Raw genomic sequence first — 26,956 nt, 5'->3', positions numbered from 1 at the left:
GAGAACACTAAATAAGAACAATGAGCGAACCTCGCAAACGAAGAAGTACTGGCAATGTCACCTTGGCGGACGTCGCTAAAAAAGCCGGCGTAGGCACCATGACGGTGTCGCGAGCATTACGAACGCCCGAGCTAGTATCTGACAAGCTGAGAGAAAAGATTCAACAAGTGGTTGATGAGCTCGGCTATATCCCGAATAAAGCGGCAGGGGCTTTGGCGTCTGCTGAAAGTTACTCCATCGCTCTTATCATTCCTTCCCTGTTTGAAAAAGCGTGCGCGCTTTTCTTACCGAGCTTTCAACAAGCGTTGAACAAAGCGGGTTATCAGTTACTGCTTGGCTACAGCGACTACTCGGTAGAGCAAGAAGAGAAACTGCTTTCGACATTTCTTGAGAGCCGCCCAGCCGGAGTCGTGCTGTTTGGTAATGAACACAGCCAACGTACTAATCAACTTTTGGAAGCCTCGAACACGTCAGTATTGGAAATTGCTGAGTTAAGTTCGAAAGCCAGTTACCTCAATATCGGTGTTGACCATTTTGAGGTGGGTAAAGCCTGTACCAAGCATGTGATTGAGCAAGGCTTCAAGAACGTGGGCTTCATTGGTGCGCGTGGGGATCACTCCACTTTGCAACGTAAGCTACACGGCTGGCAAAGCGCGATGATTGAGAACTACCTTGCACCGGACCATTTCTTAACCACCCACGAAGCGCCATCTTCACAATTAGGTGCGGAAGGATTGGCAAAACTATTGCTGCGCGACTCAAGTTTGAATGCTCTGGTATGTAGCCATGAAGAGATTGCGATTGGCGCATTGTTTGAGTGTCATCGCCGAGTGCTGAAAGTCCCGACCGACATTGCGATTATTTGTTTGGAAGGCTCTTCCATGGGTGAGCACGCCTATCCAAGTTTGACCTGTGCGGAATTCGACTACGAACGCATGGGGACGAAAGCTGCAGACAAGTTACTGCAAGCCATTAAAGGTGAGCCTGTAGAGCACGCAACGGACATGGGCTTTAAGCTAAAACGCCGAGCAAGTACTGCGATCAACTAATTTGATTTGGTTAGCGACAAAACGCGATACAAAAAACCTCTCGATGCTGAGAGGTTTTTTTATGCGTGAGAATAGTGACTGTCGACTAAGGACGCTCACCTGCTGCTAGGCGACGTTCGATATCCGCAACCACTTCTGGGAAGTCAGCAATGGTGTCGATGAGGTAATGCGGCGAGCTCTTGAGCAATTTTGCACGCGCTTTTTCACGAGCGGCATTAAGCGTTGCTTCGTCTGCGGCTTGGTATTCTTCAAATGTTAGACCTGCTTCGTTACCAGAAAGCAGCAAACCAACGGTCCACATACCGGCGTTGTGACCTTCATCGATGCCCGGTGCAGCGTCATCCACTTTGATGCACGCATTAACGTCGGTTACATTCAGCTCAATCACGTTCTTCAATGCCATAAATGGTGCAGGGCGACCACCTTGAGGCAGGTCATCCGTTGCTACCACGTAATCTGGTTTGTAGCCGTAATCCGCTGCCACTGGAATCAGTACGTCCATCACTTCGCGAGGGTAACCAGAACAAGAACCGATCTTGATGCCTTTGTCTTTCAGACCGTTCACAACTTCAATTGCATTGAGGATTGGCTCTGCGTGGTCAGCCACTTTTGCTTTTTGCAGAGGCATAAATGCTGCGTAGATAGCGTCGATGTCTTCGCTGGTCATTGAGCGACCAAACTTCTCATTCCAACGCTTATCAACTGCAGGGATGCGACCCACAGCTTGGATGTGATCCCACTTACCAAGCCCCATTGGTTCCCGCGCTTCTTCAAGATCGATATCAAAATCAAAGCCTTGTTTGAACGCTTCCACAAAGATGCTGGTTGGCGCAAAAGAGCCGAAATCGACGATAGTGCCAGCCCAGTCAAAGATCACTGCTTGAATTGGTGAGTTGCTCATGTTCAATCCTTTTTCTTGCTTGCTAGAGCGCTTGTCTACACGTTGGAACTGCGCTCAGGATAAATTGGTTTTTGTTGAGGTCTATTGACCCTAAAAGTAGTTAAAGTCTTTACACACTTTGGCGATGGCTTCTTCGAAAATTGCCAATGCTTCTGTTAGTTGTTCGCGAGTGATGATCAGCGGTGGGCTGAGTTGAATCACGTTACCTTGCGATACCTTGAAGCTCACGCCGTTGTTGAGGCATTGGTACAACACAGCTTCCGCTTCGTCATACGCGCGTGCTTTGCTTTCGTGGTCAGTGACCAGTTCAATGCCCCATAACATGCCGATGCCACGCACATCACCAATCACTGGGTATTTGGCTTTCATCTCTAGCAGCTTTTCACGCATGAACTGGCTGTCGGCTTTGGCTTTATCTAGCAAGCCGTCTTGCTCAATGGCTTCCATGGTTGCCAGTGCTGCAGCACAACCGATAGGGCTTTTCTCATGAGTGTAGTGACCCATTGAGATTTGCTCGGCTGTGTTGTATTTGTCTTTGGTTACCATGGCTGCGATAGGCACTAACCCTCCGCCCAAACCTTTACCGATGCAGAGCATATCTGGCTCGATGTCGTAGGCTTGGTATGTGAACCATTCACCGCTGCGACCCATGCCATTCGGGATGTCGTCGATGATCAACATGACATTGTGTTTGTCACAGATTTCGCGAATGCGTTTCCAGTAGGCTTTGCTCGGCACTTGTACGTCGGTATTACGAACTGCTTCTGCGATAAACGCGCCCACGCCGCCTTCTTTCTCAATCACGTATTCGAGGTAATCGGCGTAATGCACATCGCTGCCGTCCGCGACAGGGAAAGCACCTCGGTAAGACACCGCTGGTGGGATGCGTTCAACACCTGCCATTAATGGTCCCATGCCTTGGCGGAAACACGCTTCGCCACCTACTGAGATGGCATCCAATGATGCGCCGTGGAAGGAATCCCACAGCGACACCACCTTGTAATTGCCCGTGATGTGGCGTGCTAATTTAAGCGCCATGCCAACCGCAGATGTGCCACCCGGAGCAAACAACACGCGATTCAACTCGCCGCCACAGATTTGGGTGAGTTTTTCGGCACATTCAACCGCGGTTTCATTGGTAAAACGACGTGGTGAAAACGGCAGTTTGGCAATTTGCTCTTGCACACGTTTAATCACATGCGGATGACCGTAGCCCGGCTGATGGACGTTATTGCCATGGAAGTCCATGTACTTTTTGCCGGTAGCATCTTGGATATAGATGCCTTCTGCTGCTTCCAATGTATCCAAGCAAGGTGTCGACATAGCTTGATGAAGAAAGACCTCTGAATCACGCTTCAATAATGCTTGCGTGCGTTTGTCGTCCATCGATGCATTCCAAGCTTGGCGCGCTGGTGTTGTGTTGACATCGCCTTCGCTGCGGAAATGGGTCGGTTTGATATTCTGAGTCATAACGCTCTCTCAATCAGAAGGCTGCTTTACGCAACTTGCCAATACATTGCTTTTTCAATCGCACCGATTAAGCGCTCGATATCTGCTGGGTAAACTTCACCAATGTTGCCGATGCGGAAGCAATCTGCGTTCGATACCTTACCCGGATAGATCACGAAGCCCTGCTCTTTCAAACGTGTGTAGAACGCTTTGAACTGGTAATCACTGTGCGTCGGAGAGTAGAAAGAAGTGATGATTGGCGAATGAAGGTCATCACTCAGTAGTGGTTCGAAACCCAGAGAACGCATTCCTGCAACCAGTGTTTTCTGGTTAGTTTGGTAACGGTGATGACGCGCTTCAATGCCGCCCTCTTGTTCCAGTTCTAACAAGGCTTGGTAGAAAGCGCGAACTGTGTGCGTTGGAGACGTGAAACGCCATTTGCCGTGGTTCACTTCCATACAGTGCCACTGGTCGTAAAGATCAAGGCTCAAAGAACGCGCCTGACCTTGGCACTTTTCTAGCTCAGTTTGTTTCGCAATCACAAAGCCAAAACCCGGTACGCCTTGAATACATTTGTTTGCAGAGCTGATCATAAAATCGATGCCTAGCTCAGCAATATCGATAGGAATGCCACCAAAGCTCGACATGGCATCGAGAATCACCACTTTACCGTGTGCTTTCGCTGCAGAAGCAAATGTCTCAATTGGGTTAAGCATGCCAGTGGTTGTCTCGCAATGAACAATCGCCACGTGTGTGATTGTAGGATCCGATGCCAATGCAGTTTCCACCTCGTTCAAGTGTGGCTGTGATGTTTCGCCTGGGGAAACTACATGGCATGGAATATTTAGGTAATCAGCGATCTGAGCGATACGCGCACCGTAAGCGCCGTTGTCGACAACCAACAATTTTCCATCTTTGCCAATGGCACTGCCAATCGTCGCTTCTACTGATGCGGTGCCACTACCTTGCATTAGTACGCTGGTGTAGCCGTCTTGCTCCGTCGCCAGTTTTACAAGCTTAGTGCGGATCACTTCTACAATGTCTTTGTTGTATTCATCATCCCAAGTACACCAGTCTTTAAGCATGGCTTCACGTACCGTTTCAGAAGTAGATAGAGGACCTGGAGTCAGTAGTAGGTATTCGTTTTTCATCTCGATTTCCATCAGAATAGGCTAGTTGGTCTACACCAAATTTCGACTTCACTCTAGCGAGGAAGAAAAGGGCAGTAAATAGGCGAATCTCCAATTTCATAAAACTTTAATATCCAGAAAATGGCGGATCGATTGAACGATTATTCATCGCAAATTTTCGTAAAACTGCCATTTAATGGTCATGATTTCGTCACAAAGGCTCAGTAGGGTGTATATCGTCAACTGGTACAGACCAAATGAAACTTAGCCAAATTAACTGGAGAAAATGATGAAAAACCGTTTGATGAAAGGATCGCTGGCTGCACTTGTCTCTCTGCTAGCTACGAATGCAATGGCAGCACAGGAAGTCACGGTTTACACCGCTTTCGAAACTGACATTCTTGCTAAATACAAGTCTGCGTTTGAGAAAGATAACCCAGATATCAAGATTAAGTGGGTTCGCGATTCCACCGGTATCATGACGGCGAAATTGCTGGCCGAAAAGAACAACCCTCAAGCGGAAGTGGTTTGGGGTCTTGCTGGCTCGTCAATGGCACTGCTTAAAGATGAAGGTCTTCTTAAGCCTTACACACCAAAAGGTTTGGAAGAGCTGCACGCGAACCTAAACGACCCTCAATCAAACCAAGCTTGGTTCGGTAACGATGCGTTCTTCAACGCAGTTTGTTTTAACGAAGCGGTAGCGAAACAACTTAACCTACCGAAACCAACGTCTTGGGAAGACCTAACGAAGCCGGTTTACAAAGGTCACATTGCAATGCCGAACCCAGCGTCTTCAGGCACTGGCTACATGCAGGTTTCTGCTTGGCTACAAAACATGGGTGAAGATCAGGCATGGAACTACATGCGTGACCTAGACAAGAACATTGCACACTACACGCACTCTGGCTCTAAGCCATGTGTTCAAGCGGGCATGGGTGAAGTGGCTATCGGTATTTCGATGGCAAGCCGCGGCGCGAAGCTGAAAACACAAGGCGCACCACTAGCGGTTATCACACCAAAAGGTATCGGCTGGGAATCAGAAGCTGTTGGTCTAGTAAAAGAGTCGGATGCAGCGAAGCGCGTTGTCGACTGGTCAATCTCTAAAGCGGCAAACGAGCTTTACGTAGAAATGTACCCAGTGGTTGCACATAAAGAAGTGAAAGCGACAGTATCTAACTTCCCGAATGTTCAAGAGAACATGGCGAAGATGGACTTCGCGCAAATGGGCAGCAAGCGTGCAGAGATTCTAGCGGCATGGTCTGAGAAGTTTGACGCGAAATCAGAGCCAAAGTCTTAATTGAATTTGCTTTGAGTTGAATACTGAAATCCACCTCGGTTGAGGTGGATTTTTTTGTTTTCTCTGTTATTTCAGAGTTTGCTGAAAGTAGATTCCTAGTCTCACCTAGGTTCGCTGGAATGACGGACTTAAAAAGTTGGGAGCTTCTATCCGCACTCACCACGTCATTCTCGAGAACGACGAAGGAGCGAGTCGGGAATCTCAGAATATAGTGCTTGTAAGAGATTCCGGATGGCTCGCTTAGGCTCGTCCGGAATGACGATATTAAGCATATGGAGTGAAAGTCAAAGCTCGTAATTCTAGACAATGAGTGTGATTCAGAATTTATAATCCACACTCACCACGTCATTCTCGAGGGCGACGAAGGAGTGAGTCGGGAATCTCAGAATATAGTGCTTGTAAGAGATTCTGGATGGCTCGATTAGGCGCGTCCGGAATGACGATCTTAAGCGTATGGCGTGAAAGTCAAAGCTCGTAATTCTTGGCAATGAGTGTGATTTCAGAATTTATGAACCACACTCACCACGTCATTCTCGAGAGCGACGGAGGAGTGAGTCGGGAATCTCTAATTACCACTTAAACAAACCTCATCTCCCTTCATCTATTTGTCATCTTCTGGCTATAAATTTGTCATTGGAACGTAACACTCCAAAACTAAAGTTGGTATATACCATTTGGAGCATGTGTTATGTCAACTAACCAACATTACCTAAATATCGAAGATGTAGTGAAGCAATTCGGACAGTTCACTGCATTAAAGAAAATCTCGCTAGCGATTGAGAAGGGCGAGTTTGTTTGTTTTCTTGGTCCTTCTGGCTGCGGTAAAACCACTCTGCTACGTGCCATTGCAGGTTTAGACTTGCCAACGTCTGGTGCGATTTTTCAAAACGGTCAAGAGACCACATTCCTACCACCAGAGAAGCGCGATTTCGGTATCGTATTCCAATCTTACGCGCTGTTTCCGAACCTAACTGTGCAAGAGAACATTGCGGTGGGTTTGAAGAACCAAGGTATGTCGACCAAAGAAGCGTTAGAGAAGGTGGATTATTGGTTAGAAACCATTGGTCTTCCAACCTCTGGCGAGAAATTTCCTAACCAACTTTCTGGTGGTCAGCAGCAGCGTGTTGCCTTGGCTCGTGCATTGGCGCTATCTCCGGGTCTACTGTTACTTGATGAGCCGCTGTCAGCGCTGGATGCAAAAGTACGTGTTCACTTACGTGACGAGATTTGTAAGCTGCAACGCAAGCTTGGCATTACCACCATCATGGTTACGCACGATCAGGATGAAGCGTTGTCGATGGCGGATCGTATCGTGGTAATGAACCATGGCGTGATTGAGCAAGTTGGCACACCTCAAGAAATCTACCAACAACCAGCAACGCGCTTTGTCGCTGAGTTTGTCGGCAGCATGAACTTTATAGAAACCTCAGTAGCAACGGACTCCCAAGTACGCATTGCAGAAACCCTAATGCCAGCGCCAAGCTTGACCAATCGTGAGATCCAACGTGGTGACCGCTTCGACCTTGCGGTGCGCCCTGAAAGCATCAAGTTCGTTGAAAACTACAACAACTCTTTACCTGTGCGAGTTACCGCAACCGAGTTTCTAGGGGCGTTTTTCCGCATTGATTGCGTATTGCAAAACGACAGCTCAACGAAAACCATCGTCGTGGATGTGCCTGTGGAAACGGTTCAAAAACTCAATATCAAGGCGGGCGATGTACGTTACATCCAGTTTGCTGAAGAAGGGCTGCATGGTTACGCCGTGCCCTCGGTTGATAAAGCGCTAGCGGCGTAGGTGTAAACATGGATGCGAAGACAATGACGATGAATAGCCTGACCACACAAGACAAAGCAAAATCACTACTCGGACGTGTCAGCCGCGACAACCTTGTGTTGTTTGGTTTGCTTGCTGGTTTGTCGACCATGATGGTGCTGTTCATCTTAATGCCGCTTTGGGCAATGTTGACCAAGAGTGTGCAAAATGCCAATGGCGAATTTGTCGGATTGGCAAACTTTGCGACGTACTTTTCCTCTTCAAGCTTGTGGGTGTCGGTGGGCAACACCTTCACTTTGGGCGTGATTGTGACCTCGGTAGTGGGTGTGCTTGCGTTTGGTTATGCCTACGCGCTGACTCGTTCATGCATGCCGTTTAAAGGTTTGTTTCAAATTCTAGGCACTGCGCCAATCCTTGCGCCTTCGTTGTTACCAGCGATCAGTTTGATCTTCCTTTTCGGTAATCAAGGCATTGCCAAAGAGATGCTGTTAGGAAACTCGATTTACGGCGTGATTGGTATCTCGATGGGTTTGATTTTCTGGACCTTTCCTCATGCATTGATGATCTTAACCACTTCACTGCGCACTTCAGATGCCCGTTTGTATGAAGCAGCCCGCGCACTTAAAACTTCACCCATCAAAACTTTCTTTATGGTGACGTTACCTGCGGCGAAATACGGTTTGATCAGTACGCTTATCGTCGTCTTTACACTGGTTATCACGGACTTTGGTGTGCCGAAAGTGATTGGTGGCAGCTACAACGTTCTGGCGACTGACATCTTCAAGCAAGTCGTGGGACAGCAAAACTTTGCCATGGGTGCGGTGACCAGCATTATGCTTCTATTCCCTGCGGTAATGGCGTTCGGCGCAGACCGCTGGGTTCAGAAAAAGCAAAAGAGCTTATTTGACACTCGCTCGGTGCCTTATCAGCCAGAACCTAACAAAGCGCGCGACAGCATTTGTTTGGTTTACTGCAGCATCATTTCTATCGCAGTGCTGGCAGTGCTTGGCATGGCGGTGTATGGCTCGTTAGTTACGTTCTGGCCTTGGAACAAAGCGCTGACGCTAAACAACTACAACTTTGCTGAAATGAGCACCTACGGTTGGAGCCCATTCTTCAACTCGCTAACACTTGCAGGTTGGACGGCGGTTATTGGTACAGCCATCATCTTTGTCGGTGCTTACTGCATTGAGAAAGGGCGTGCGTTTGGTCCAATTCGTCAGGTGATGCAAATGCTTAGCGTGGTGCCAATGGCGGTTCCGGGTATGGTGCTTGGCTTGGGTTACATCTTTTACTTCAATGATGCGAATAATCCTCTGAATGTGCTTTATGGCACCATGGCGTTCTTGGTGATTAACACGGTAGTGCATTACTACACAGTGGGTCACATGACCGCCCTGACAGCGCTAAAGCAGTTGCCATCGGAGATTGAAGCCACAGCGGCATCGGTGAAGCTTCCTCAATACAAGTTGTTCTTTAAAGTGACATTACCTGTATGTTTACCTGCGATTTTGGACATTGCGACTTACTTGTTTGTTAATGCATTGACCACCACTTCTGCGGTAGTATTCCTTTACTCAACTGATACGATTCCGGCTTCGGTCTCGATTCTGAATATGGACGATGCAGGTCAAACTGGCGCTGCAGCAGCGATGGCTGTGATGATCATGATGGCTGCCGCGATTGCGAAGATTGTTCAGATGACTTTGGGTAAATTGTTAGAAAATCGCACACAAGCTTGGCGCAAAAGATAAGGACACTTCGTGCAATACGTAAAAATTAAAGATTCGATTGTTGAACAGATTGAAGCGGGCATGCTATCGCCGCGTCAAAAACTGCCAGCAGAGCGTAAGTTGGCGGAGTCGTTCGATACTACACGCGTCACTCTGCGTGAAGCTTTATCATTGCTAGAAGCGGAAGGTCGAATCTATCGCGAAGATCGTCGAGGCTGGTTTATCTCACCTGAGCCATTGCGTTACGACCCAACCCAAACGCTAAACTTCCCGAACATGGCGAAAGCGCAAAATCGTGTGCCCAAAACGGAGTTGGTTGCAGCAAAAGGAACGTTGGCAAACAAACAAGCCGCGCGCTTGCTGGACTTGCAGCCTTTCTCGGATGTGTATCGAGTCGACCGTGTGCGATACCTTGAAGACAGACCTGTGGTATTCGTAACAAACTACATTCGTCCAGAGCTGTTTCCGAACCTGCTGGATTACGATTTATCAAATTCACTGACGGACATTTACCGCGATCATTATGGCGTGACGTATCAAAAGATTCGCTACCGCATTTCAACGAGCACTTTGTTGGGTGAAATGGCTCAGGCACTGCGCGCGACAGCTGGCACTCCCGCGATGGTGGTGGAGCGCATCAACTATAACCAGCACGGTGAGTTGATTGATTGCGATATCGAGTATTGGCGACACGATGCCATCAGCATTGAATCTCTGGCGGAACTCAATCGTTAAGTGGATTTTCTCATCATCTAAGGCTCCATCTCGGGGCCTTTATTTTATTCAGACAGGAACATTGAAATGGATTTGTTGGCGATTGGTCTCGTCGTTTTTTCTGCTGTTCTCCATGCGGGCTGGAATATCCTTGGTAAAAGCAATTCAGGCTCTGGACTCGCGTTTACTATAGCAGCCAGCTTCTCTGCCTGTTTCATTCTTACCCCTTATTTGATTTGGTATGTGGCGACCATTGGCTGGACATCATTACCGAGCGAGTTTTGGGGATTGCTGTTCATTAGCGGCATTTCACAAATGGTCTATCTAGTCGGTTTGATTGTCGCTTATAAGCACGCAGACGTGGGGGTGGTTTATCCAATTGCTCGGGCGTTGCCTGTGATGATGGTCGGCGCAATCAGTGTGGCATTAGGGCATGAATTATCCAGTCAGCAGTGGCTTGGATTCTTGCTGATAACCCTTGGTTGTATGCTGGTACCACTGACGAACTTTCGTCAGATGACGCTGAGCTCTTATTTGAATGTCGGTGTGTTCTGGGCATTAATTGCCGCAATAGGCACAACGGGTTACTCCGTGGTCGACAAAGAAGCGCTGAGTTTACTCACAGGACAAGCATCAGAGATCTTGAATGATCAGTACAGTGCAATCTTCTATTTGGGCGTGCAGTTTTGGGCAATTGGTATTCCTGCCCTTGTGTGGTGCTTAGTTACGGACAAGCCAGATGAGATTAAGACAGCGTGGCAGATCCGCAAAACAGCCAGCATGGCAGGGGTAATGATGGCATCCACCTACGGCTTGGTGCTGTTTGCGATGACCATGACCGACAACGTGAGCTTGGTCGTGGCACTAAGGCAAATCAGCATTGTGTTTGGATTGTTTATGGGGATTTGGTTTCTGTCTGAGAAATGGTATCTCACCCGAGGGCTTGGCGTTACTTCTATCGTGGCGGGGATCATTCTCGCGCTTGCGTATTGACCTATATTCACGAAAAAAGGCAGCGAATGAGCCTCTCGCTGCCTTTTGTATTAACTTGTAAGCCTTGTTTAAAAACGCAGTTGCGCACCAAACATCACGCCGCTAGAGTCAAAATCGCTGTTTTTTGAGTACACATATTCTGCATTCAAACCAAAGTGTTTATAGCTCCAGCCGATACCGCCAGCCGCTTCACCTCCGACACTTGAGTGTTCGATGTTCTTGCTCTGACCGTTCACTTTATAAGTGTATTCGAGAGTGTAGAGAGTGACACCTGCCTTGCCGTACAGTTCGAAACCTGAACCCAGAGGATAGCTAGCATAGCCACTCAAGCGAGGTCCGGAGAAGCTCGTATCGGTGACTTCTGAAATCGGACTCACGAGTATCGAGCCGATACCGTCAAACGCGCCTTTATAACCTGCTTCGATACCAAAGTTATGTGTTGGCATGTAGCGGTAATATATTTCACCTAAGAACATGTCGCCTGATTCTTTGCTTGTCGGAGCATCGTAGTTCACATCGCCATAGCCAATGTTTGTACCTATGATGTGCTCACTGGTTTCTGCATTGGCTGACAAAGAAAAAGCCGACAGCACTAAAGCAGTAATGAATGAATAACGCATGAACGTTTCTCCTTAGCTTTTAGCTTGCTCGCCTTTTAATATTTGTTCGAAAGTGATCTTGGTGTTGTCTAGCCATTCATAACGGCGACGATACATCGAACGCTTAGAGCGCGACATGCCTTCGATATCTCGACGGGGTGCATTTACATCAATTGAGTAAAAATGACGATTGTATTCGGTGCCGCCCAATTCTTGCCAGAGTGCATCGTAATCCGTTTTGATTCGCCCTTTGCTGTAGCGCTTAGCTGCGTAAGTATGGGACTGCGTTTTCACTGCTAGAATCGTGTTCACTTCCCAAATTTGTGCGAGCAAAGTGAGCAAGCTCACCATCAAGCTTTTTGGTCTCTGTCCGTAAAGCTTACGAGTTAGCTTTTTAATTTTCGCGTTGTTTTCTTCACTGCTTCGCGGTCCTTGTAAGCCGCCAATCATAATGCTGCGTCCAGATTCGATGTGACCTAGCGTAAAAGAGAGCGTGTAGAAGTTGCCATCTTCAGCGCTGTGCAGCACCAGGCTCATGTCGCCTTCTTTTTGATAACGTGCTTCGTATACTAATCTCACCGAGTACAGTATTTCGTCAATTTCAAAAGAGGCTAATGTTAGGCCTTTCGAGTCTGTGTAGATTTCTTCGATTGTTTGTTTAGAAAACAGTTCTGAAATCGTTTTATAGTGATCAACCACCAAGTTAGAACGATCGAACGCTGAGTTGTTTTTGATGATATACGGACGAAACGGCTTCTCTAAAAATCGATGCGTACGTGTACAAAGCAACTCTAACAATGACGATTCAATATTGTCTGAAAGGTGCTTAAACGCACGTTTGTAATAAAGCGCACGTAAGATGAACTTAGCTCTGTAGGTCCAAATTGGCTTGTAGACATCAGCATAATCATCTGAGTAAATCGATTTGCTATGGTAAAAAATGGATTTGTTCGCGGTCATTTTCACTCCAGATTAACTTGTGCTCAATAGCGACAATTAAGAACCGACGGACGAGCAGCGAAGAACCCGAAAAGGAGGAATGCAAAGCACGACTGAAAAGAGGTGGTTTTTGCTGTGTCCGACGTTTGTGTAAGGTTTTGAACACTGTTCTTTTGCTGGAATTCTAAGAGAAAATTGACCTTAGGTATTGTATGGTTTGGTAAGGAAGTGTCAGGTTGAAACCCATTGTTCTAAATGAAGAAAATGCGAATGTCGGCTGAATATGACGTTGAGTTGCTAAGTTAATGTGAAATAAGTTGAACGAAAATTGAACATTATTTGAAATTGTTTTGACGTGTTTTAGGTCTTTATACGTACCTTATAAGTATCGAGCCAATTTTGGCCCGATGTAAAGGTAAGTAAGGAGAGGTTTATGAAACGCTTAACAACTTTAGCAAGTACGATTGCTCTGATTGCTGCACCTTCTATGGCTCTTGCTGGTGGTTATCAGTGGACAAACGATACCGAAACTATCCATGGAGACGTAATGGATAGCAAACAAGCGGCTTATGAAATGGGCCGAGGCATGATCCAAATCTACCAAAATAAATCATCTGGACAACTCCGTGATGAGTTTACGAGCCTTACAACGTATGTTGATCGCCAATCGTTTTCTATCACTGACTCAAAAGTCATGGTAAATGAGTTCTTGCAAAGTGACGGGCAAATTGTTTACCAGCCTATTCTCAATGTTCAATACGAGTACCGCATGCGTGAACCTGGTAATCGTTAATTAATTTATTCGCTAGCATTTATAACTCTATTGCCTTTTTTAATCCTTGTTGTGAATTCGTTTTATTATTTTTGGGGAGGATTTGCTCCCCTTTTTATTATTAAATATATATTCCTGATGAATGTGTGTCTTAAATGTAATATCTCGTAAGAACCTATCTCAATAGGTGTTGCCTGAGTTAAATCAACACCTATTGAAAACACTGTAAATGAGTTCAACACAATACCTAATCTTCGATGCGCTCTGGGAAAAAATAGAGCCATTGTTGCCCGCTCACAAGACTAACCATCCTCTCGGTACGCATTGAAAACGAGTCGATAATCGTGATGCGATGAATGGCATTCTTTTTGTTCTCAGAACTAGTTGTCAATGGAATGCGCTTAACACAACGGGTATTTGTACCTCTAGCTCTGCGCATCGTAGCTTTCAATAGTGGTGAGATGCAGGCGTTTTTGAGCTATTTTGGCAAAATGGTCTGATTTACGAGGGTGTTGATTGGCGTTCTAGATCAATGGCTGCCAAACTAAAGCACCTTTTTCTGGCTATGAGCGACAATCCTTTTGATTCTTAGCACTGTTCATACCGACCACAAACCAGAATGAAACTGCTCAACTCTTTCGCTGGCTCTGTTTCGCTGACTTAACATCACGACCTTGCCACTATTTTCTGTTATAGTGCTGATACCATAAACAACAATTACACCAGTTAATGAGAAAAATTATCTTACCGCTTGTCATGGTTGGATTTTTTGCACTTCCCACTGCGCTTAAAGCCAATACGGAAAACAATGCATGCAACGATACAACCACTGCTAAAACGCGAGCACTATTTTTAAAGCATTATCAGAAAAAAGATTACACAGCAGCCTACTACGCAGCTTATCTTTATGCTGATAGTTGCCCAGCTTTGTTTTCGGCGCATTCACCGTCAGCAGAAACACTATGGCTGCTTAGCGACTATTCTCTCGCGGCATCACGGAGCGATAATCAAAAAGCATGTGACGATATAGCCTCCCTTGTTAAGGCCGATACGTTACAGAAACATTCCCGTATCGCCCAAGCAATACAAACCAACCTTGGCCTATGTTCACTTAAGCAAACCGAATCACGGATTGATACACGGCTTACTCGCTCAAGTTGTGCTTTTGACAAAAACTTCCTTTCCGTGCCGGCATCTTGGCAAGGCAAAGTCGCAAATCATGACTCGATAGAATGTATTGGCCCCAAAACATTAACACAAGGGACATCACTAACCTTACTAAAGGCGGACACCGAAAATAAAGCAATTCGCATTCCCTTCGACGGTGTTATACCCAACGATGGCAAGACCCGTCTTCTCTTCCTTGGCGACGAACGCTCTATGATGGTTGCCTATGTCTTTAACACAGAAGGTCCCCTGCAACCCCAAACCGTTAACAAACGTACCGAATACTATTCATTACGCGCTTATCAAACCAACGAAACAACGCAACAGCAAGTCGCACAGCTCAATACCGGTATGGTACAGAGCAAAAGCGACAATGATTACTCACCGGAACACCTTACTGAGCTAGAAAAAACAATAACGACAGATTTTACCGTCGACCCATACAACTGGTGGGGACATAAAGCGCTCATCGACATCAATGAAATGGCTAGTGAGGAAAACTTCCTTGTCGCTCAATATAAGGACCGTATTGAGCTAATTTATAATCTTGGCAATGATATAAAGACGCTTAATTTGCTAACGGGTAACAAAAAGACCGTATTCACAGCACCTGAACAGGTCTATGTCCATAGTATCGAAGAATCACTGCTGTATATAAAAAACAAACAGGATGATTATTTTGAGCTAGATCTCACTGCAGCATCCCCCTCTCTGGTACAGGTTCCCTATGTGCCACCTCCGCACAAAGGACGCTATTCGTCCGTACCGCTAGTATCAGCCGACCAACAAAGTCAAATAAGCAGCGATGACGGCCAATTACTCGTTGAAAGCCCCTACCATAAAAGCATTCTGATTAATGATCACTACGAAAACTGGGTGATCAATAACCTTTCTTGGGGGGGCGATAGTTATGAAATCTATTTTGATAACTCATCAGCCTATGCCTGCATCTGGCGAGTTGATTTACTCAACCGTAAAATCGAACGAGTTATTCCGATAGAAGCTGCCGTTGAGCCCTATGGATTTCGTGTTGGCAATGTCCCTTATGTGGTGTATGTCGATCGAGACAAAGACAAACTCTATTTAGCGACCCCCATGTAATAATCAATCGTCGACTTCCCAAGTGATATCGCAGCCCTCGAGCTAAGAACCTATCTCAATAGGTGTTGCCTGAGCTAAATCAACACCTATTGAAAATACTGTAAATGAGTTCAACATAATACCTGATCTTTAATGTGCTCTGGGAAAAATTGAGCCATTGTTGCCCGTTCATAAGACTAACCATCCTTCGGTACGCATCGAAAACGAGTCGATAATAGTGATGCGATGAACGGCATTCTTTTTGTCTTTAGAACTGGTTGTCAGTGGAATGCGCTTAACGCAACGGGCATTTGTACCTCTAGCTTCGCACATCGTCGCTTTCAAGAGTGGCGAGATGCAGGCGTTTTTGAGCGATTTTGGCAAAATGGCATGATTTACGTTGGTGTTGATTGGCGCTCTATATCAATGGATGGCTGCCAAACTAAAGTGCCTTTATCTGGCTCAAAAAAACAGCAAAGAATCCAAAAACAAGGCATAAAACGCAGTTTGTTGACGGATGCGAATGGATTGCCACTTGCTGTAGTCAGCGTGGTGCCAACGTTCACGATATCAAATGGGTACTTCAAACTTTAGATGCATTAGAAAGCTATCGACCACCTTTACAAGCGCCACTGTATCTCGACAGAGGTTACATGATGAACTGGTTACTTTGAACTACATCCCTCATGTTCAATCACGAGAAGAAGAGGCAGCTAGCTTAAAACAATCGGATGATTTTAAGGCTCATAGTTGGGTAGTGGAGCGAACCCATAGCTGGTTAAACCATTATCGTAGATTGCTTGTTCGTTGGGATAAGAAATAGAAAACTACGAGGCCATGTCGCATTTTGCTTGTGGCCTCATTGTTTGGAATAAACCCCTTTTGGGATAGGATCTAAATATTTTCTAATGCTCAGCGTAAGTTTTTCTAGCTCGTTGAATATTCGGTAGGTTTGTAAAGTGGTGACAAAGCACGGTTGTGTGCGTCACTTCTACAAAGGATATCGGATGACACATCATTCATATTGGTTCAAGCAGGCAATTGAAACTGAGCAACCAGAAACGCCACAACCGTTACAGCAGAACATTAATACTGACGTTGCGATTGTTGGTGGCGGATACACCGGACTTTGGACCGCGATTATGATTAAGCAGCAATCTCCGGAAAAAAAGGTAGTCGTGATTGAAAAAGGCTTGTGTGGCAGTGGTGCATCGGGCGCAAATGGCGGTTGTATGTTGACTTGGTCTACCAAGTTCCCGACATTGAAACGGTTATTCGGTGAAGAACATGCTGCTTGGTTAGTAAAAGAATCGGAACAAGCAGTGCTCGAGATTGACGACTTTTGTCAGCAGCACAACATCGATGCGCAATTATCGTTGAAAGGGGTTTATTACACTGCAACCAACCACGTTCAAACTGGGGGAATGCAGCCAGTTGTGGACGAGTTGAAGCGATTAGAAGTGAACAGTTGGCGTCGTTGCTCGGTGGAGGAACTGCGTGCCAATGCGGGATCGCCGCGCAATATAGAAGGCTTTCACTCTCCAGTTGCAGCGAGCGTTCAACCTGCATTATTAGCGAGAGGGTTACGCCGTGTTGCTATTGATCTGGGTGTAGAAGTTTATGAGAACACGCCGATGACGCGTCTAGATTATGGAAAACCTGCCATTGTCTGTACACCTAAAAGAAACATTCAAGCGCAGCAGGTGGTATTGGCATTAAATGCATGGATGGTGGAGCAGTTTAAACAGTTTAAAAACAGTATCGTGGTGGTCTCTTCCGACATGGTGATCACCAAGCCGCTTGGTGACGCACTACCTCTATCTGGTTGGCTGGCAGGTTCTAGCGTGTTGGATTCACGTATCTTCGTCCACTATTACCGAGATACGCCAGATGGCCGTTTGATGTTGGGGAAAGGCGGCAATCAGTTTTCTTTCAACAACCAAGTCAACGCAATGTTCAACAAGCCAACGCGCTACCAAGGTCTACTGCGTAAGTCGTTCGATAAGTTGTTTCCTCGTTTGAGAGGCGAGGAGTTTGCTTATTCATGGACGGGGGGCTCTGATCGTTCTGCTACTGGTTTCCCTTTCTTCGGCGAGCTAGACAAACAGAGCAATATCTTTTACGGATTTGGTTATTCAGGCAATGGTGTAGCGCAGACTCGCATGGGCGGAAAGATCTTATCTTCATTGATATTGGGAATCGATAACGAGTGGACGAACAGTGGTTTAGCCAAAGGACCGTTGGGGTGTTTCCCACCAGAACCGCTTCGCTGGACCGGGGCTATGATAGTGCGCAACGCGGTACGTCGAAAAGAGGAAGCAGAAGATAACGAGAAAACGCCGTTTATCTGGGATAAGTGGCTAGCAAAACTTGCAGGACCAGCAGGCAAAGCGGATAAGCTTGACTAAACTGAAGACTTTAGCCACAAACGAGACAGTTTGCAGTGAAAGTCATTGGGGCGCGATGAAGCCTTGTGTTAGCCTCTTTCTTTCAAGCTCAGATTTAAAAGGTGAGTCATAAAATGAAAGTATTCAGCAACTTCGATAGCGGCAGCATTCACGTAGTGAAAGCGGACGACAAAATCGACATCCAACTCAAAATTCCTAACGACAATATGTCGGAATTCTACCAGTGGTTCCACTTCCGTCTTGAGACAGAAGCCGAGCAATCACACACCATCAAATTGCTTGATTTGGCTAAATCGGCTTATCCAGAAGGATGGCAAGGTTACGATGTGGTTGCGTCTTACGATCGTGAAGAATGGTTCCGAGTACCGGCAGAGTTCGATGGCGACACGCTGACTTTCACTGTAATCCCTGAGCGCAGCTCAATTTACTTCGCGTACTTTGCGCCATACACGTACGATCGTCATTTAGACTTGTTACACATGGCACAAAGCGCGCACCACTGCCAACTAGAGACGCTTGGTCATACGCTAGATGGCAATGACATGAGCTTGCTTACTTTCGGTGAGCCAGAAGAAGGCAAAAAGAAAATCTGGATGATTGCACGTCAGCACCCAGGTGAGACCATGGCGGAATGGTTCATGGAAGGTATGATCCAACGTCTGTTAGATGAAAACGACACGGTTGCGCGTGCATTGCTTGAAAAAGCGGTGCTTTACGTCGTACCAAATATGAACCCAGACGGTGGTATTCGCGGTCACTTGCGTACCAACGCAGTAGGTGTAAACCTAAATCGTGAATGGCAAACGCCATCAATGGAAAAGAGCCCTGAAGTCTACCTTGTGCGTCAGCGCATGCTGGAAACGGGTGTTGACATGTTTTTAGATATTCATGGCGATGAAGCGATTCCGTATAACTTCGTCGCTGGCTCAGAAGGTATTCCTTCTTACGATGAAAATCTTGCCGCTTTAGAGACATCATTTAAGCAAGCGTTACTGACTATTACGCCAGAGTTCCAAGATGAGATTGGTTACGATAAAGATGAGCCTGGTAAAGCGAATTTGACGGTCGGTTCAAATTGGGTTGCAGAGCAGTTCAAATGCTTGTCTTACACAATCGAAATGCCATTTAAAGATAACAACAATCACCCAGATCCACTTTACGGTTGGTCTCCTGAGCGTAGTGTCTTGTTTGGACAAGATGTATTAGCTGCAACGTTAACCGTAGCGGATAAAATTTAGCGCGACGAGTTAACGCTTTTTCATTATTTCGAAAACAGCTCATTTTAAATGAGCTGTTTTTTTGTGCTCTCCATATCCACGCTCCCCTGTAAAAATTTGTTGCCATTCACAAGCTTAAATGATGATTCTTAAATTTGAGAAAGTGGCTTTTTATGGTGATTTGCGTCACAGAAAGTTGGCTTCTTTGTGATATTCTCCGCAACGAATTGACTATGGCTAAACCAACGCAACGAACTTTATTTTTCGGTTGGGTATGCGGATGAAGCTCATGAATAGATGGTCTTGAGGTTACCTTTTTCCGTTTTACGTCATTGGCGTTTGAATATCATTTTTGATTCTTTCCTACGCTATTTAGCTATTTCTATTCGAAGAAAAGAGAAAGTTACGGCTTCATATTTTACGGCAGTATGCTGCCGCGGTGTGTTGCTTTGTGTACAAGAAAAAGGAAAAGAATAATGAAAAAAATCGCTATAGCAGTGGCTACTGTACTTGCTGGTGGTGTGATCTCAAACGTTGCACTTGCTGACACTTACATGGGCGGTAAAGTAGGTTACAACTCTCTAAACGATGCGTGTTACCTAAACGAACCTTGTGACGACGACAGTTTTGCAGCATCTATGCACTTAGGCTACAGCTTCAACAAGTACGTTGCAGCAGAGTATGGTGTTGATTACCTTGGTGACTTCACTGCAAACTTCAAAAAGCCTGGCCTAAACACCGTTGATGGTGATCTTTGGGCGTTGACGCTTGCTCCTAAATTTAACCTACCGCTAACGGATTCTTGGAATCTATTCGCGAAAGTTGGTGCTGCATACATGATGGCTGGTGACGAGAAAGATTTCGTACCAACTGGCTCTCTGGGTGCTGAATACCAAATCAACTACAACTGGAGCCTACGTGCTGAATACCAACGCTACCAAGATATGTCTGATGATGTAATTGAAGACATGGATTCAGATTTCTTCGGTATCGGTTTCAACTACAAGTTTGGCTCTGAGCCTGTCGTTCAAGAAAAAGCCGTTGAAGAGGTGATAGAAGCACGTCCTGCAACACGCATTGTAGATCACGTTTATCCTGCTCAAACAACAGCGACAGTACAATTCGACTTAGAAAGTGCAGAAGTGAAAGACGCGTCGAACCTTTCTGGTACCGTTGATTTGATGAATACTTACCCACAAGCTCAAGTTGAGATCACGGGTTACAGCGATACGACAGGTTCTGCTGCTTACAACAAACAACTCACAGAAAAACGTGCGAAAGCCGTTGCTGACGAGTTCCAAGCAAAAGGTATTGCGGCTGAGCGTATGACAGTGAAAGGCATGGGTGAAGCTAACCCAGTGGCAAGCAACGAGACACGTCAAGGTCGTCAAATGAACCGTCGTGTTGAAGTGGTTGTTCCTGCGTTTGAATACCAAACAACTGAAAAAGCAGAATAATTCCTGCTTAAGATAAAGTTCCAAAAGCCAGCGTGTATCACGCTGGCTTTTTTGATCCCGCTTAACAAACTAAGTAGTTGTGTAGAAACATAATTATATCGGGACGCTTTGACATGTGCTCAACATACGTAAACTCAGCACCTTCATCAATTTGTCATCACCAGTTCATAGCATGACAGCCAAGTGTTTGGGAGAATTATATGCAAAGTTTACCGCCGCTCAATTTGCTCCGAGCCTTTGAAGCCACGGCGCGACTACAGAGTTTTACAAAAGCCGCAGAGGAGCTAAATGTGACTCGTGCGGCCGTAAGCCAACAGGTGAAATCGCTAGAGTCACAGCTCAATGCGACGTTATTCGAGCGTAAGGGCACTCACCTTAGGCTGACCTGCTCCGCGCAAGAATACTGGCCAGTGGTTAATCATGTGCTTCAAACATTATCGACCACGACGCAGCATTTATTTACTCGTCCCAAGAATACGCAAGTTAACTTACATGTCGCTCACAGCTTTTGCTCTCAATGGTTAATGCCAAGATTGGCTGATTTTCAGCGACAATTCCCAGACATCTCCTTTAAAATCTCGACTACTGCTAGTACAGTTCCAAGCGCCAGTGCGATTGCGGATATCGAAATTATTAACGGAGATGGAGATTGGCAAGAGCAAGAAGCCATACGATTAACCCAAGAAAACTGGATCGTTGTCGCAAGCCCGGGCTTTATGCATTTAAACCCGATAAATGACCTCTCGCAGTTAGCTAAAGTGCCTAAAATCTGCACTAGCGGTTATCATGAATCTTGGCAAGAGTGGCTTGCGCACCAAGGTTATCAAGGGAAGGTGAGCAAAGTCGTCGCCGAGTTTGAGCATTCATTGCTTGCTATTCATGCTGCGATTAATCAACTTGGCGTGTTGTTGGTAAGAGACTTTCTTGTTGAGGATGAGCTGCAACAGGGCGTATTAGTCCAGGTTGGAACTTGGCATATGCCAAGTTCTGGTGCACATTATATGATGGTTCGAGCATCCGAAAAATCACACGTAAACACCTTTGCTCAATGGTTAATGCAGAGTCTTTAACGTTCGTTCAGCGAGTGAGTAGAGCGCATGTGTGGTTTGGCTATTATTAGCAGTAGCAAGTCATCAGTCTAGGACTGAGCGACATGCTTAATGACATCTAATAACCACTGATTTACCGGATCTTGCTGTTGAGAGCGACGGCAGCTCATCACGTAGCGAACATCAAGCTCTAGCCCAGCAGGAAGCGCGATACTTCGGCAACCCTTAGGAACATGTCCACTCATCGTTATGCCAAAATGATTCGTTTGCAGAAGCACTTTTTGAATCATCGCTGGATGCTCAATTTCCACTTTAGGTGTGGTTCTAAAACCCATATGTTTGAGCCTTTCCAACACTGGGTATCGGTAGTCGTTCCATCCCGGCGTTTTAAAAAGTATAAAAGGGTATTCTTCTAGTTCTTGGGAGTTTTGAGCGGGATGATCTTGTCGAACAAAAAATACCGCTTTTCCTCGCCCTAGTTCGGTCTGAACAATTGACTGTGGCAGATCTTCATCAAAGTAATGAATCGCAATGGCGTTTTCACCGTCAATTAATCGTTTTTTTGCTTCGCTACCCCAGCGCAAACATGAGAATTTTGCGTTTGGGGCGTGCTTTAGTAACTCCAAGTAAAACTTGTCACCAAAGTACTCCCAAAACAATGTGTTGGCATAAATAGTGATTGAACCGTCAAAATGAGCTGGTGAAAAATGCTGTGGTTTGATGGAATCAATACTGTTGATTATTTGCTCAAAATGCGCAATGTTCGCTTCCACAAAAGCTGTTGGTTCAAAGCCATTTTTGGTCTGAACGAATAGCGGATCATTGAGCTGAGTTTTCATCTTTGTCAGATTTTTGCTGATTGCTCCTGACGTTTTACCGAGTGATTCTGCGACTAACCGGACGTTACGTAACTCATACATCCGTTTTAATACCAAAATATTTTGAATATCCAGATTAACGCTCATACATTGTCTCGCTTGGCTTTTGTCGACAAATCATATCGCTGAATTTCTTAAGAAAAGACAACGCTCGGTCAATTTACGTTGCTGCCTTATCCCTGATTTATTGAAGGTAACGATAAGTTATTCTTGGTTACATCAGTTTATTAGCATGGATTTCCATTTGGTAAATAATGGCTTTCCTCGTATGAGCGCGTTTCTGTTGTTACAGTTTTTCCACCGACAGAAAGTAAGAACGATAATAGAGGTGATGTATGAAAAAACTAATCGCACTTGTTTTGATGGTTTGCTCAACAAACGTAGCATTTGCTGGCGATGGGTCATACACGGGCACGATTGATATGACGATGGCAACGAAAAATCAGGTTGACGTAGAGCGTGCAGATTCTCAATTGACACTGAAGGGTCGCAATGAAATGGCCTATGGCGGTGTAACAATCCATTCGGATGCTGCAACTCAAAAAATTGAACTTCGTGGTCGACGTGATTAATCGAATAGTTTCTTGTTAAGAAAATGCCGCGAAGAACGCGGCATTTCTATATGTAATATCATCAGATCACAATTACCAGATAAGCGCATGGTGAGAAGCTAAGCGCAATGACCACCTGCCATTATTCGCATGGCGGTGCCATATGAATGACAGCTAAGCCCCCCAAAGAGGTTTCACGGTATTTTTTATTCATATCTTTACCAGTCTGATACATGGTTTCGATAACTTTATCTAACGAAATTAAGCATTTACTTGTGCGCTTTAATGCCATACGCGATGCATTAATCGCTTTCATTGCTCCCATGGCATTTCTTTCAATACAAGGTACTTGAACCAAGCCGCCAATCGGGTCACAAGTCATACCCAATGAATGCTCCATCGCAATTTCCGCAGCAATACAAATCTGCTCGTTACTGCCCCCTCTTAGCGCTGTTAAGCCAGCGGCAGCCATGGATGAAGAAACCCCAACTTCTCCCTGACACCCCACTTCTGCACCAGAAATTGACGCGTTAGTTTTATATAAGATGCCGATAGCGCCGGCGACTGCGAGAAAGTCTTTTAGCTGTTTAACATCGAGCTCTTTGATGAAGCGATGGTAGTACATCAATACCGCCGGAATCACCCCTGCTGCACCATTCGTTGGAGAAGTGACGACTTGCCCTCCTGCTGCATTTTCTTCACTAACCGCAAAGGCGAAGAGATTGATCCAATCCATGATCTCCATCGGATCGTTTTCAACTGCAGCGTTGGCTTCGAGCTTTTTCAAAAGGTTTGGTGCTCGACGAGTGACATTTAGACCACCTTCCAAAATCCCTTCCGTATCGAAGCCACGTTGCATGCAGAGCGACATCACTTTCCAAATTTGCTCTGCTCTTTGGTTAATTTCTTCGTCTGAGCGAAATGCGAGTTCGTTTTGGAGGATCATGCCTCCCAAGCTGAAACCGTTCGTCTCGGCTTTTTCCAGCATCTCATCTGCGGATGTAAACGGAAATGGTACTGCGACCTCATCTTGTTGCGTGCCGTTCTCTAGTTCGTCGGCGGTGGCGATGAATCCGCCCCCAATGGAGTAATAAATTTCAAACGCTACTTGATCTCCAGCAGCGTCTAATGCCGTAATCGTCATGCCATTTTCATGCAAGGGAAGGTTGTCGCTATGAAAGACGATGTCATGGTCGTAGCTAAACTCAATTTGGTGTGTACCGGCGAGCATGAGCGTATTATTGTCTATGGTATTTTGTAGCGCACTTTTGGCACTGCTCATTTTGATGGTATCAGGTTTATTTCCCATCAAACCAAGGACCGTGGCTCGGTCTGTATGGTGCCCTCGACCTGTCAGTGACAATGAGCCATAAAGGTCCACTTGCACCCGATGCACTTTCGCCATAGAGTCGCTAACTAGCTGAGTGAAATGGAATCCGGCAAGCATAGGACCATTAGTATGGGAGCTGGATGGCCCGACACCAATTTTAAATATATCGAAAATCGACAGCATAATTGACTTCCTTTAGCAGTGAACCTTTATAAAGGTCTCTAGAACAGTGTTGTTAACTAGATGTTAAAGCTTGTGGGTCGGGAGTGAAAGAAGATTTTTGTAACACTGCCAACTAAGCGCGAGATTTTAAAATGAAGTTAGACAACATCGTCATCGTTTTAGGTAAACGCCTCGTCAATAACAGGTTGACCTCTGAGGGCATAACAAGAGTCGAAGCTTTGTCTTGTAGGACTGCATCACTACCGATAGAGCGAACGGTGATTGTTTTTTGTGGCGGAGTAACGCAAGGACAAAGCGTTTCTGAAGCAGAGGCGATGTACGCGTATTTTAGAGCCCTAAACACAGACTCTGTGAATCCGTTCCCTGAACGTCATATACTCTTAGAAACGGAGTCGTTGAACACGTTTCAAAACATGCGTTATGTTTCCCAAGTTTTGTGCAAACGTGGGTTGTTCGAGTTATGGTCGGGGCATCCGGTTGAGGTTATCTTGCTGTCTAATGACTACCACCTCGAACGAATCATTGATATCCAGAATTTGATGGATGAGCAAGGCTTATTACGAGTACTTAAATCCGATTGCGAATCCATGGGGGTGACCCTCAATATTCCACTGAATATCAGCAAACATATTAGCGTGCCATACCCACATAAAGGGCTTATGGCGGAGACATTCTTGCTACTCGATGAACTCACAACCTACCGAGTTTATTTAGAAGGGGTCAAGCATGGCGCATTTTTCCGAGATTTATCAATTGTCCGAAAAAAGCCACTTATGATCGCAAGAGATGCTATTCACAAATTGCTCTCTTTACCGCTCGATAAAGAGGCTTTGCAACATATTGAAGAAATGAAAAAGGCCGTCGAAATGACGGCCTTGGATGAATCTGTAGGTGCTGCGGAAAAGGCATTAAGTATCTTCCATCCGATACTGACTGCATTGAACCGTCGCTTTGATCCTGAGTCTATTCATTAAGCTCGCGTTTTGTGCGGACGGCGCTTAATGCGATCAAGCAGTAGCAAAGCAGTTCTATACCTTCTTCTGAGATATTTTTAACATCACGGATGTAATTTTCATCCATCACTTGTTGCCAAAAACTACCCATACCATACAAACGAGAGAAGACTAATAATAGCATTACAGCACCAACTAATAGCTTCATATGTGGCACCGTTAAAATGGTCGCCATTTCGTTCATGGTACCTTTACCACCTTGGTAAGCTTTGGCGCAAGCCAGTGCGGTGACAGCAAGTGCTGGGAAAACCCAAGAGCCATGATGAATCATGTCTGTCCAATAGTCCGTTTCGCGAATAATCAGTACTGCAAAAAATCCTGCAATCAAAATAGCCGCATGCTTTAGCTGAGGCTGTTGTTTCGATAAGCTGAAAAACGACCATGATGCAATAGCAAGCATCACAAGCTGGAGCGTTTCTGTAACGGAAAGCTCGCCAAGGCTTGATCCCAACACGACATAATCAAGACGAAGACTAAGGTTAACGAGAATACTTATAGCGACAATCATCAAGGCGTTTAAACTCGATTTATAAATAATGCGCTTTGATTTTTCAGTAACAACGTTGCTTGGGGCTGACTCGGCTTCTTTTACTATTTGTGTTTTCATCTTGCTCACCTGTCCCAGAAAATGTGGAAGAAATGTGAATTAGTGTGATCTGTGTTTGGAATTTTATTGTCCAAGTGGAAAGTTATGTCAGGGGAATGTCAAGAATAGAACACTGTTCGATATAGGGTCGATGTGCGGTAAAGTCAGAGATATGTAAAAACAACGTAAGAACACTTTGATAAATCAAATAAAAAAGGAGCCCAAAGGCTCCTAAGTGATAGAGGGAAGGTGACGTATCGATAAAAATAATTAGTAGTTGTCACCCTCATTTTCTTTGTGATTCTCGCGATAGTATTCCCATTGCTCGACGCGTTCATTGTCCGACAGCACACAGTAAGTGACACGTTCGCCGTTTTCCGACACGGTATCCAGCTCACCACCTTGCTGAACACAGTATACGGCTGCGGGATTTGCAACGGAGGTATACTCAGTTGATCGGGTCGCTCCCTCGTAAGTTGAACAACCAGCCAGTACCAATGTTGCAGCCATAGCCATCATTAAATTTGTCTTTTTCATTCTTTATCTCCGCATGGGGTGGGCGATTATTGTATTGATTATAGGCAACTTTAAGAGATTATTGTCTTATCGATGTTAAAAGTAAGAGGGACGTATAAGAATTTAGATATTCTCATTTATTGCTGATTAGCACGTCACACTTCTGTTCTT

General features: G+C 45.6%; 23 protein-coding genes and 2 pseudogenes. 16 read left to right on the top strand and 9 right to left on the bottom strand.

The annotated features are described in order from the left end of the window. The first annotated feature begins 20 nt into the window (after window positions 1-20). Window positions 21-1,049 (top strand): LacI family DNA-binding transcriptional regulator, encoded by a 1,029-nt coding sequence (locus R7M92_RS03500; protein ID WP_206955053.1) that lies wholly within the window; start codon window positions 21-23, stop codon window positions 1,047-1,049. Window positions 1,050-1,134: 85 nt separating this feature from the next. Here R7M92_RS03500 and phnX read toward each other — a convergent pair whose 3' ends face one another. From phnX to phnW, 3 genes are all read right to left on the bottom strand, one after another. Further along, window positions 1,135-1,950 carry a phosphonoacetaldehyde hydrolase gene (gene phnX, locus R7M92_RS03495; protein WP_025768032.1) on the bottom strand — a complete coding sequence of 272 codons (816 nt, stop codon included), beginning with the start codon at window positions 1,948-1,950 and terminating at the stop codon, window positions 1,135-1,137. A 90-nt stretch (window positions 1,951-2,040) separates the two neighbouring features. Next, window positions 2,041-3,420, bottom strand: a complete 1,380-nt coding sequence (locus R7M92_RS03490) for an aspartate aminotransferase family protein (RefSeq protein WP_318132712.1) — start codon at window positions 3,418-3,420, stop codon at window positions 2,041-2,043. Between the two features lie 26 nt (window positions 3,421-3,446). Then, window positions 3,447-4,550, bottom strand: a complete 1,104-nt coding sequence (gene phnW / locus R7M92_RS03485) for a 2-aminoethylphosphonate--pyruvate transaminase (protein WP_318132710.1) — start codon at window positions 4,548-4,550, stop codon at window positions 3,447-3,449. A gap of 265 nt (window positions 4,551-4,815) precedes the next feature. Between phnW and R7M92_RS03480 the strand changes: the two genes are divergently transcribed. The 5 genes from R7M92_RS03480 (at window position 4,816) to R7M92_RS03460 (ending at window position 11,040) form a co-directional block, all read left to right on the top strand. Then, window positions 4,816-5,826 carry a putative 2-aminoethylphosphonate ABC transporter substrate-binding protein gene (locus R7M92_RS03480; RefSeq protein WP_005384363.1) on the top strand — a complete coding sequence of 337 codons (1,011 nt, stop codon included), beginning with the start codon at window positions 4,816-4,818 and terminating at the stop codon, window positions 5,824-5,826. Window positions 5,827-6,514: 688 nt separating this feature from the next. Continuing rightward, window positions 6,515-7,621, top strand: a complete 1,107-nt coding sequence (locus R7M92_RS03475; RefSeq protein WP_318132708.1) for a putative 2-aminoethylphosphonate ABC transporter ATP-binding protein — start codon at window positions 6,515-6,517, stop codon at window positions 7,619-7,621. A gap of 8 nt (window positions 7,622-7,629) precedes the next feature. Beyond that, window positions 7,630-9,354, top strand: a complete 1,725-nt coding sequence (locus R7M92_RS03470) for a putative 2-aminoethylphosphonate ABC transporter permease subunit (protein WP_005442364.1) — start codon at window positions 7,630-7,632, stop codon at window positions 9,352-9,354. A 9-nt stretch (window positions 9,355-9,363) separates the two neighbouring features. Then, window positions 9,364-10,068 (top strand): phosphonate utilization transcriptional regulator PhnR, encoded by a 705-nt coding sequence (gene phnR / locus R7M92_RS03465; protein ID WP_005442366.1) that lies wholly within the window; start codon window positions 9,364-9,366, stop codon window positions 10,066-10,068. Window positions 10,069-10,134: 66 nt separating this feature from the next. After that, a complete protein-coding gene (locus tag R7M92_RS03460; protein ID WP_149192178.1) occupies window positions 10,135-11,040 on the top strand; it encodes an EamA family transporter in 906 nt (301 codons plus the stop codon). 68 nt (window positions 11,041-11,108) lie between these two features. On the opposite strand, the gene R7M92_RS03455 is transcribed toward R7M92_RS03460, so the two are convergent. Then, on the bottom strand, window positions 11,109-11,660 hold the full coding sequence (locus R7M92_RS03455; RefSeq protein WP_005374044.1) for an outer membrane beta-barrel protein: 552 nt from the start codon (window positions 11,658-11,660) through the stop codon (window positions 11,109-11,111). Between the two features lie 12 nt (window positions 11,661-11,672). Continuing rightward, a complete protein-coding gene (locus R7M92_RS03450; protein WP_005384371.1) occupies window positions 11,673-12,599 on the bottom strand; it encodes a VirK/YbjX family protein in 927 nt (308 codons plus the stop codon). A gap of 412 nt (window positions 12,600-13,011) precedes the next feature. Between R7M92_RS03450 and R7M92_RS03445 the strand changes: the two genes are divergently transcribed. From R7M92_RS03445 to R7M92_RS03410, 8 genes and pseudogenes are all read left to right on the top strand, one after another. Then, window positions 13,012-13,371, top strand: a complete 360-nt coding sequence (locus R7M92_RS03445) for a DUF3316 domain-containing protein (protein WP_318132706.1) — start codon at window positions 13,012-13,014, stop codon at window positions 13,369-13,371. 208 nt (window positions 13,372-13,579) lie between these two features. After that, window positions 13,580-13,914 (top strand): annotated as a pseudogene (locus R7M92_RS03440) (transposase); the annotation flags it as partial. A gap of 165 nt (window positions 13,915-14,079) precedes the next feature. Then, window positions 14,080-15,618: a hypothetical protein gene (locus R7M92_RS03435; RefSeq protein WP_318132705.1), complete on the top strand. Its 1,539-nt coding sequence runs from the start codon at window positions 14,080-14,082 to the stop codon at window positions 15,616-15,618. A gap of 122 nt (window positions 15,619-15,740) precedes the next feature. Beyond that, window positions 15,741-16,488: pseudogene (locus R7M92_RS03430) on the top strand (IS5 family transposase). A gap of 116 nt (window positions 16,489-16,604) precedes the next feature. Beyond that, entirely contained in the window at window positions 16,605-18,005 is a 1,401-nt protein-coding gene (locus R7M92_RS03425; protein WP_318132703.1) for an FAD-dependent oxidoreductase, read from the top strand. 113 nt (window positions 18,006-18,118) lie between these two features. Continuing rightward, the gene (locus tag R7M92_RS03420) at window positions 18,119-19,243 is read left to right on the top strand and encodes a M14-type cytosolic carboxypeptidase (protein WP_318132700.1); all 1,125 of its coding nucleotides are present in this window, start codon (window positions 18,119-18,121) and stop codon (window positions 19,241-19,243) included. A gap of 455 nt (window positions 19,244-19,698) precedes the next feature. Next, entirely contained in the window at window positions 19,699-20,679 is a 981-nt protein-coding gene (locus R7M92_RS03415; protein WP_262658190.1) for an OmpA family protein, read from the top strand. A 200-nt stretch (window positions 20,680-20,879) separates the two neighbouring features. Further along, the gene (locus R7M92_RS03410; RefSeq protein ID WP_318132698.1) at window positions 20,880-21,749 is read left to right on the top strand and encodes a LysR substrate-binding domain-containing protein; all 870 of its coding nucleotides are present in this window, start codon (window positions 20,880-20,882) and stop codon (window positions 21,747-21,749) included. A gap of 68 nt (window positions 21,750-21,817) precedes the next feature. Here the strand turns inward: R7M92_RS03410 and R7M92_RS03405 are convergent, their stop codons facing one another. Further along, window positions 21,818-22,693, bottom strand: coding sequence for a LysR family transcriptional regulator (locus R7M92_RS03405; RefSeq protein ID WP_258497979.1), 876 nt, complete (start codon window positions 22,691-22,693; stop codon window positions 21,818-21,820). A 248-nt stretch (window positions 22,694-22,941) separates the two neighbouring features. Here R7M92_RS03405 and R7M92_RS03400 point away from each other — a divergent pair, with 248 nt between their 5' ends. Next, window positions 22,942-23,178: a hypothetical protein gene (locus tag R7M92_RS03400; protein ID WP_005374030.1), complete on the top strand. Its 237-nt coding sequence runs from the start codon at window positions 22,942-22,944 to the stop codon at window positions 23,176-23,178. A 121-nt stretch (window positions 23,179-23,299) separates the two neighbouring features. Here the strand turns inward: R7M92_RS03400 and R7M92_RS03395 are convergent, their stop codons facing one another. Continuing rightward, on the bottom strand, window positions 23,300-24,670 hold the full coding sequence (locus R7M92_RS03395) for an L-serine ammonia-lyase (RefSeq protein ID WP_017819764.1): 1,371 nt from the start codon (window positions 24,668-24,670) through the stop codon (window positions 23,300-23,302). A gap of 131 nt (window positions 24,671-24,801) precedes the next feature. Here R7M92_RS03395 and R7M92_RS03390 point away from each other — a divergent pair, with 131 nt between their 5' ends. Continuing rightward, window positions 24,802-25,644, top strand: coding sequence for a YdcF family protein (locus R7M92_RS03390; RefSeq protein WP_318132696.1), 843 nt, complete (start codon window positions 24,802-24,804; stop codon window positions 25,642-25,644). On the opposite strand, the gene R7M92_RS03385 is transcribed toward R7M92_RS03390, so the two are convergent. Together R7M92_RS03385 and R7M92_RS03380 are read right to left on the bottom strand one after the other, a co-directional pair. Further along, the gene (locus tag R7M92_RS03385; protein WP_005374025.1) at window positions 25,634-26,290 is read right to left on the bottom strand and encodes a hypothetical protein; all 657 of its coding nucleotides are present in this window, start codon (window positions 26,288-26,290) and stop codon (window positions 25,634-25,636) included. The two genes, R7M92_RS03390 and R7M92_RS03385, sit on opposite strands and share 11 nt — an antisense overlap. A gap of 249 nt (window positions 26,291-26,539) precedes the next feature. Then, entirely contained in the window at window positions 26,540-26,806 is a 267-nt protein-coding gene (locus tag R7M92_RS03380) for a DUF333 domain-containing protein (protein ID WP_005374023.1), read from the bottom strand. Window positions 26,807-26,956: the final 150 nt, after the last annotated feature.

This window comes from Vibrio sp. Vb2880 (assembly GCF_033337975.1).
In the GTDB taxonomy this organism is placed as follows: Bacteria; Pseudomonadota; Gammaproteobacteria; order Enterobacterales; family Vibrionaceae; genus Vibrio; species Vibrio alginolyticus.
Note: the sequence above shows the minus strand (reverse complement) of the source record. Positions and strands in the feature narration are given on the sequence as shown.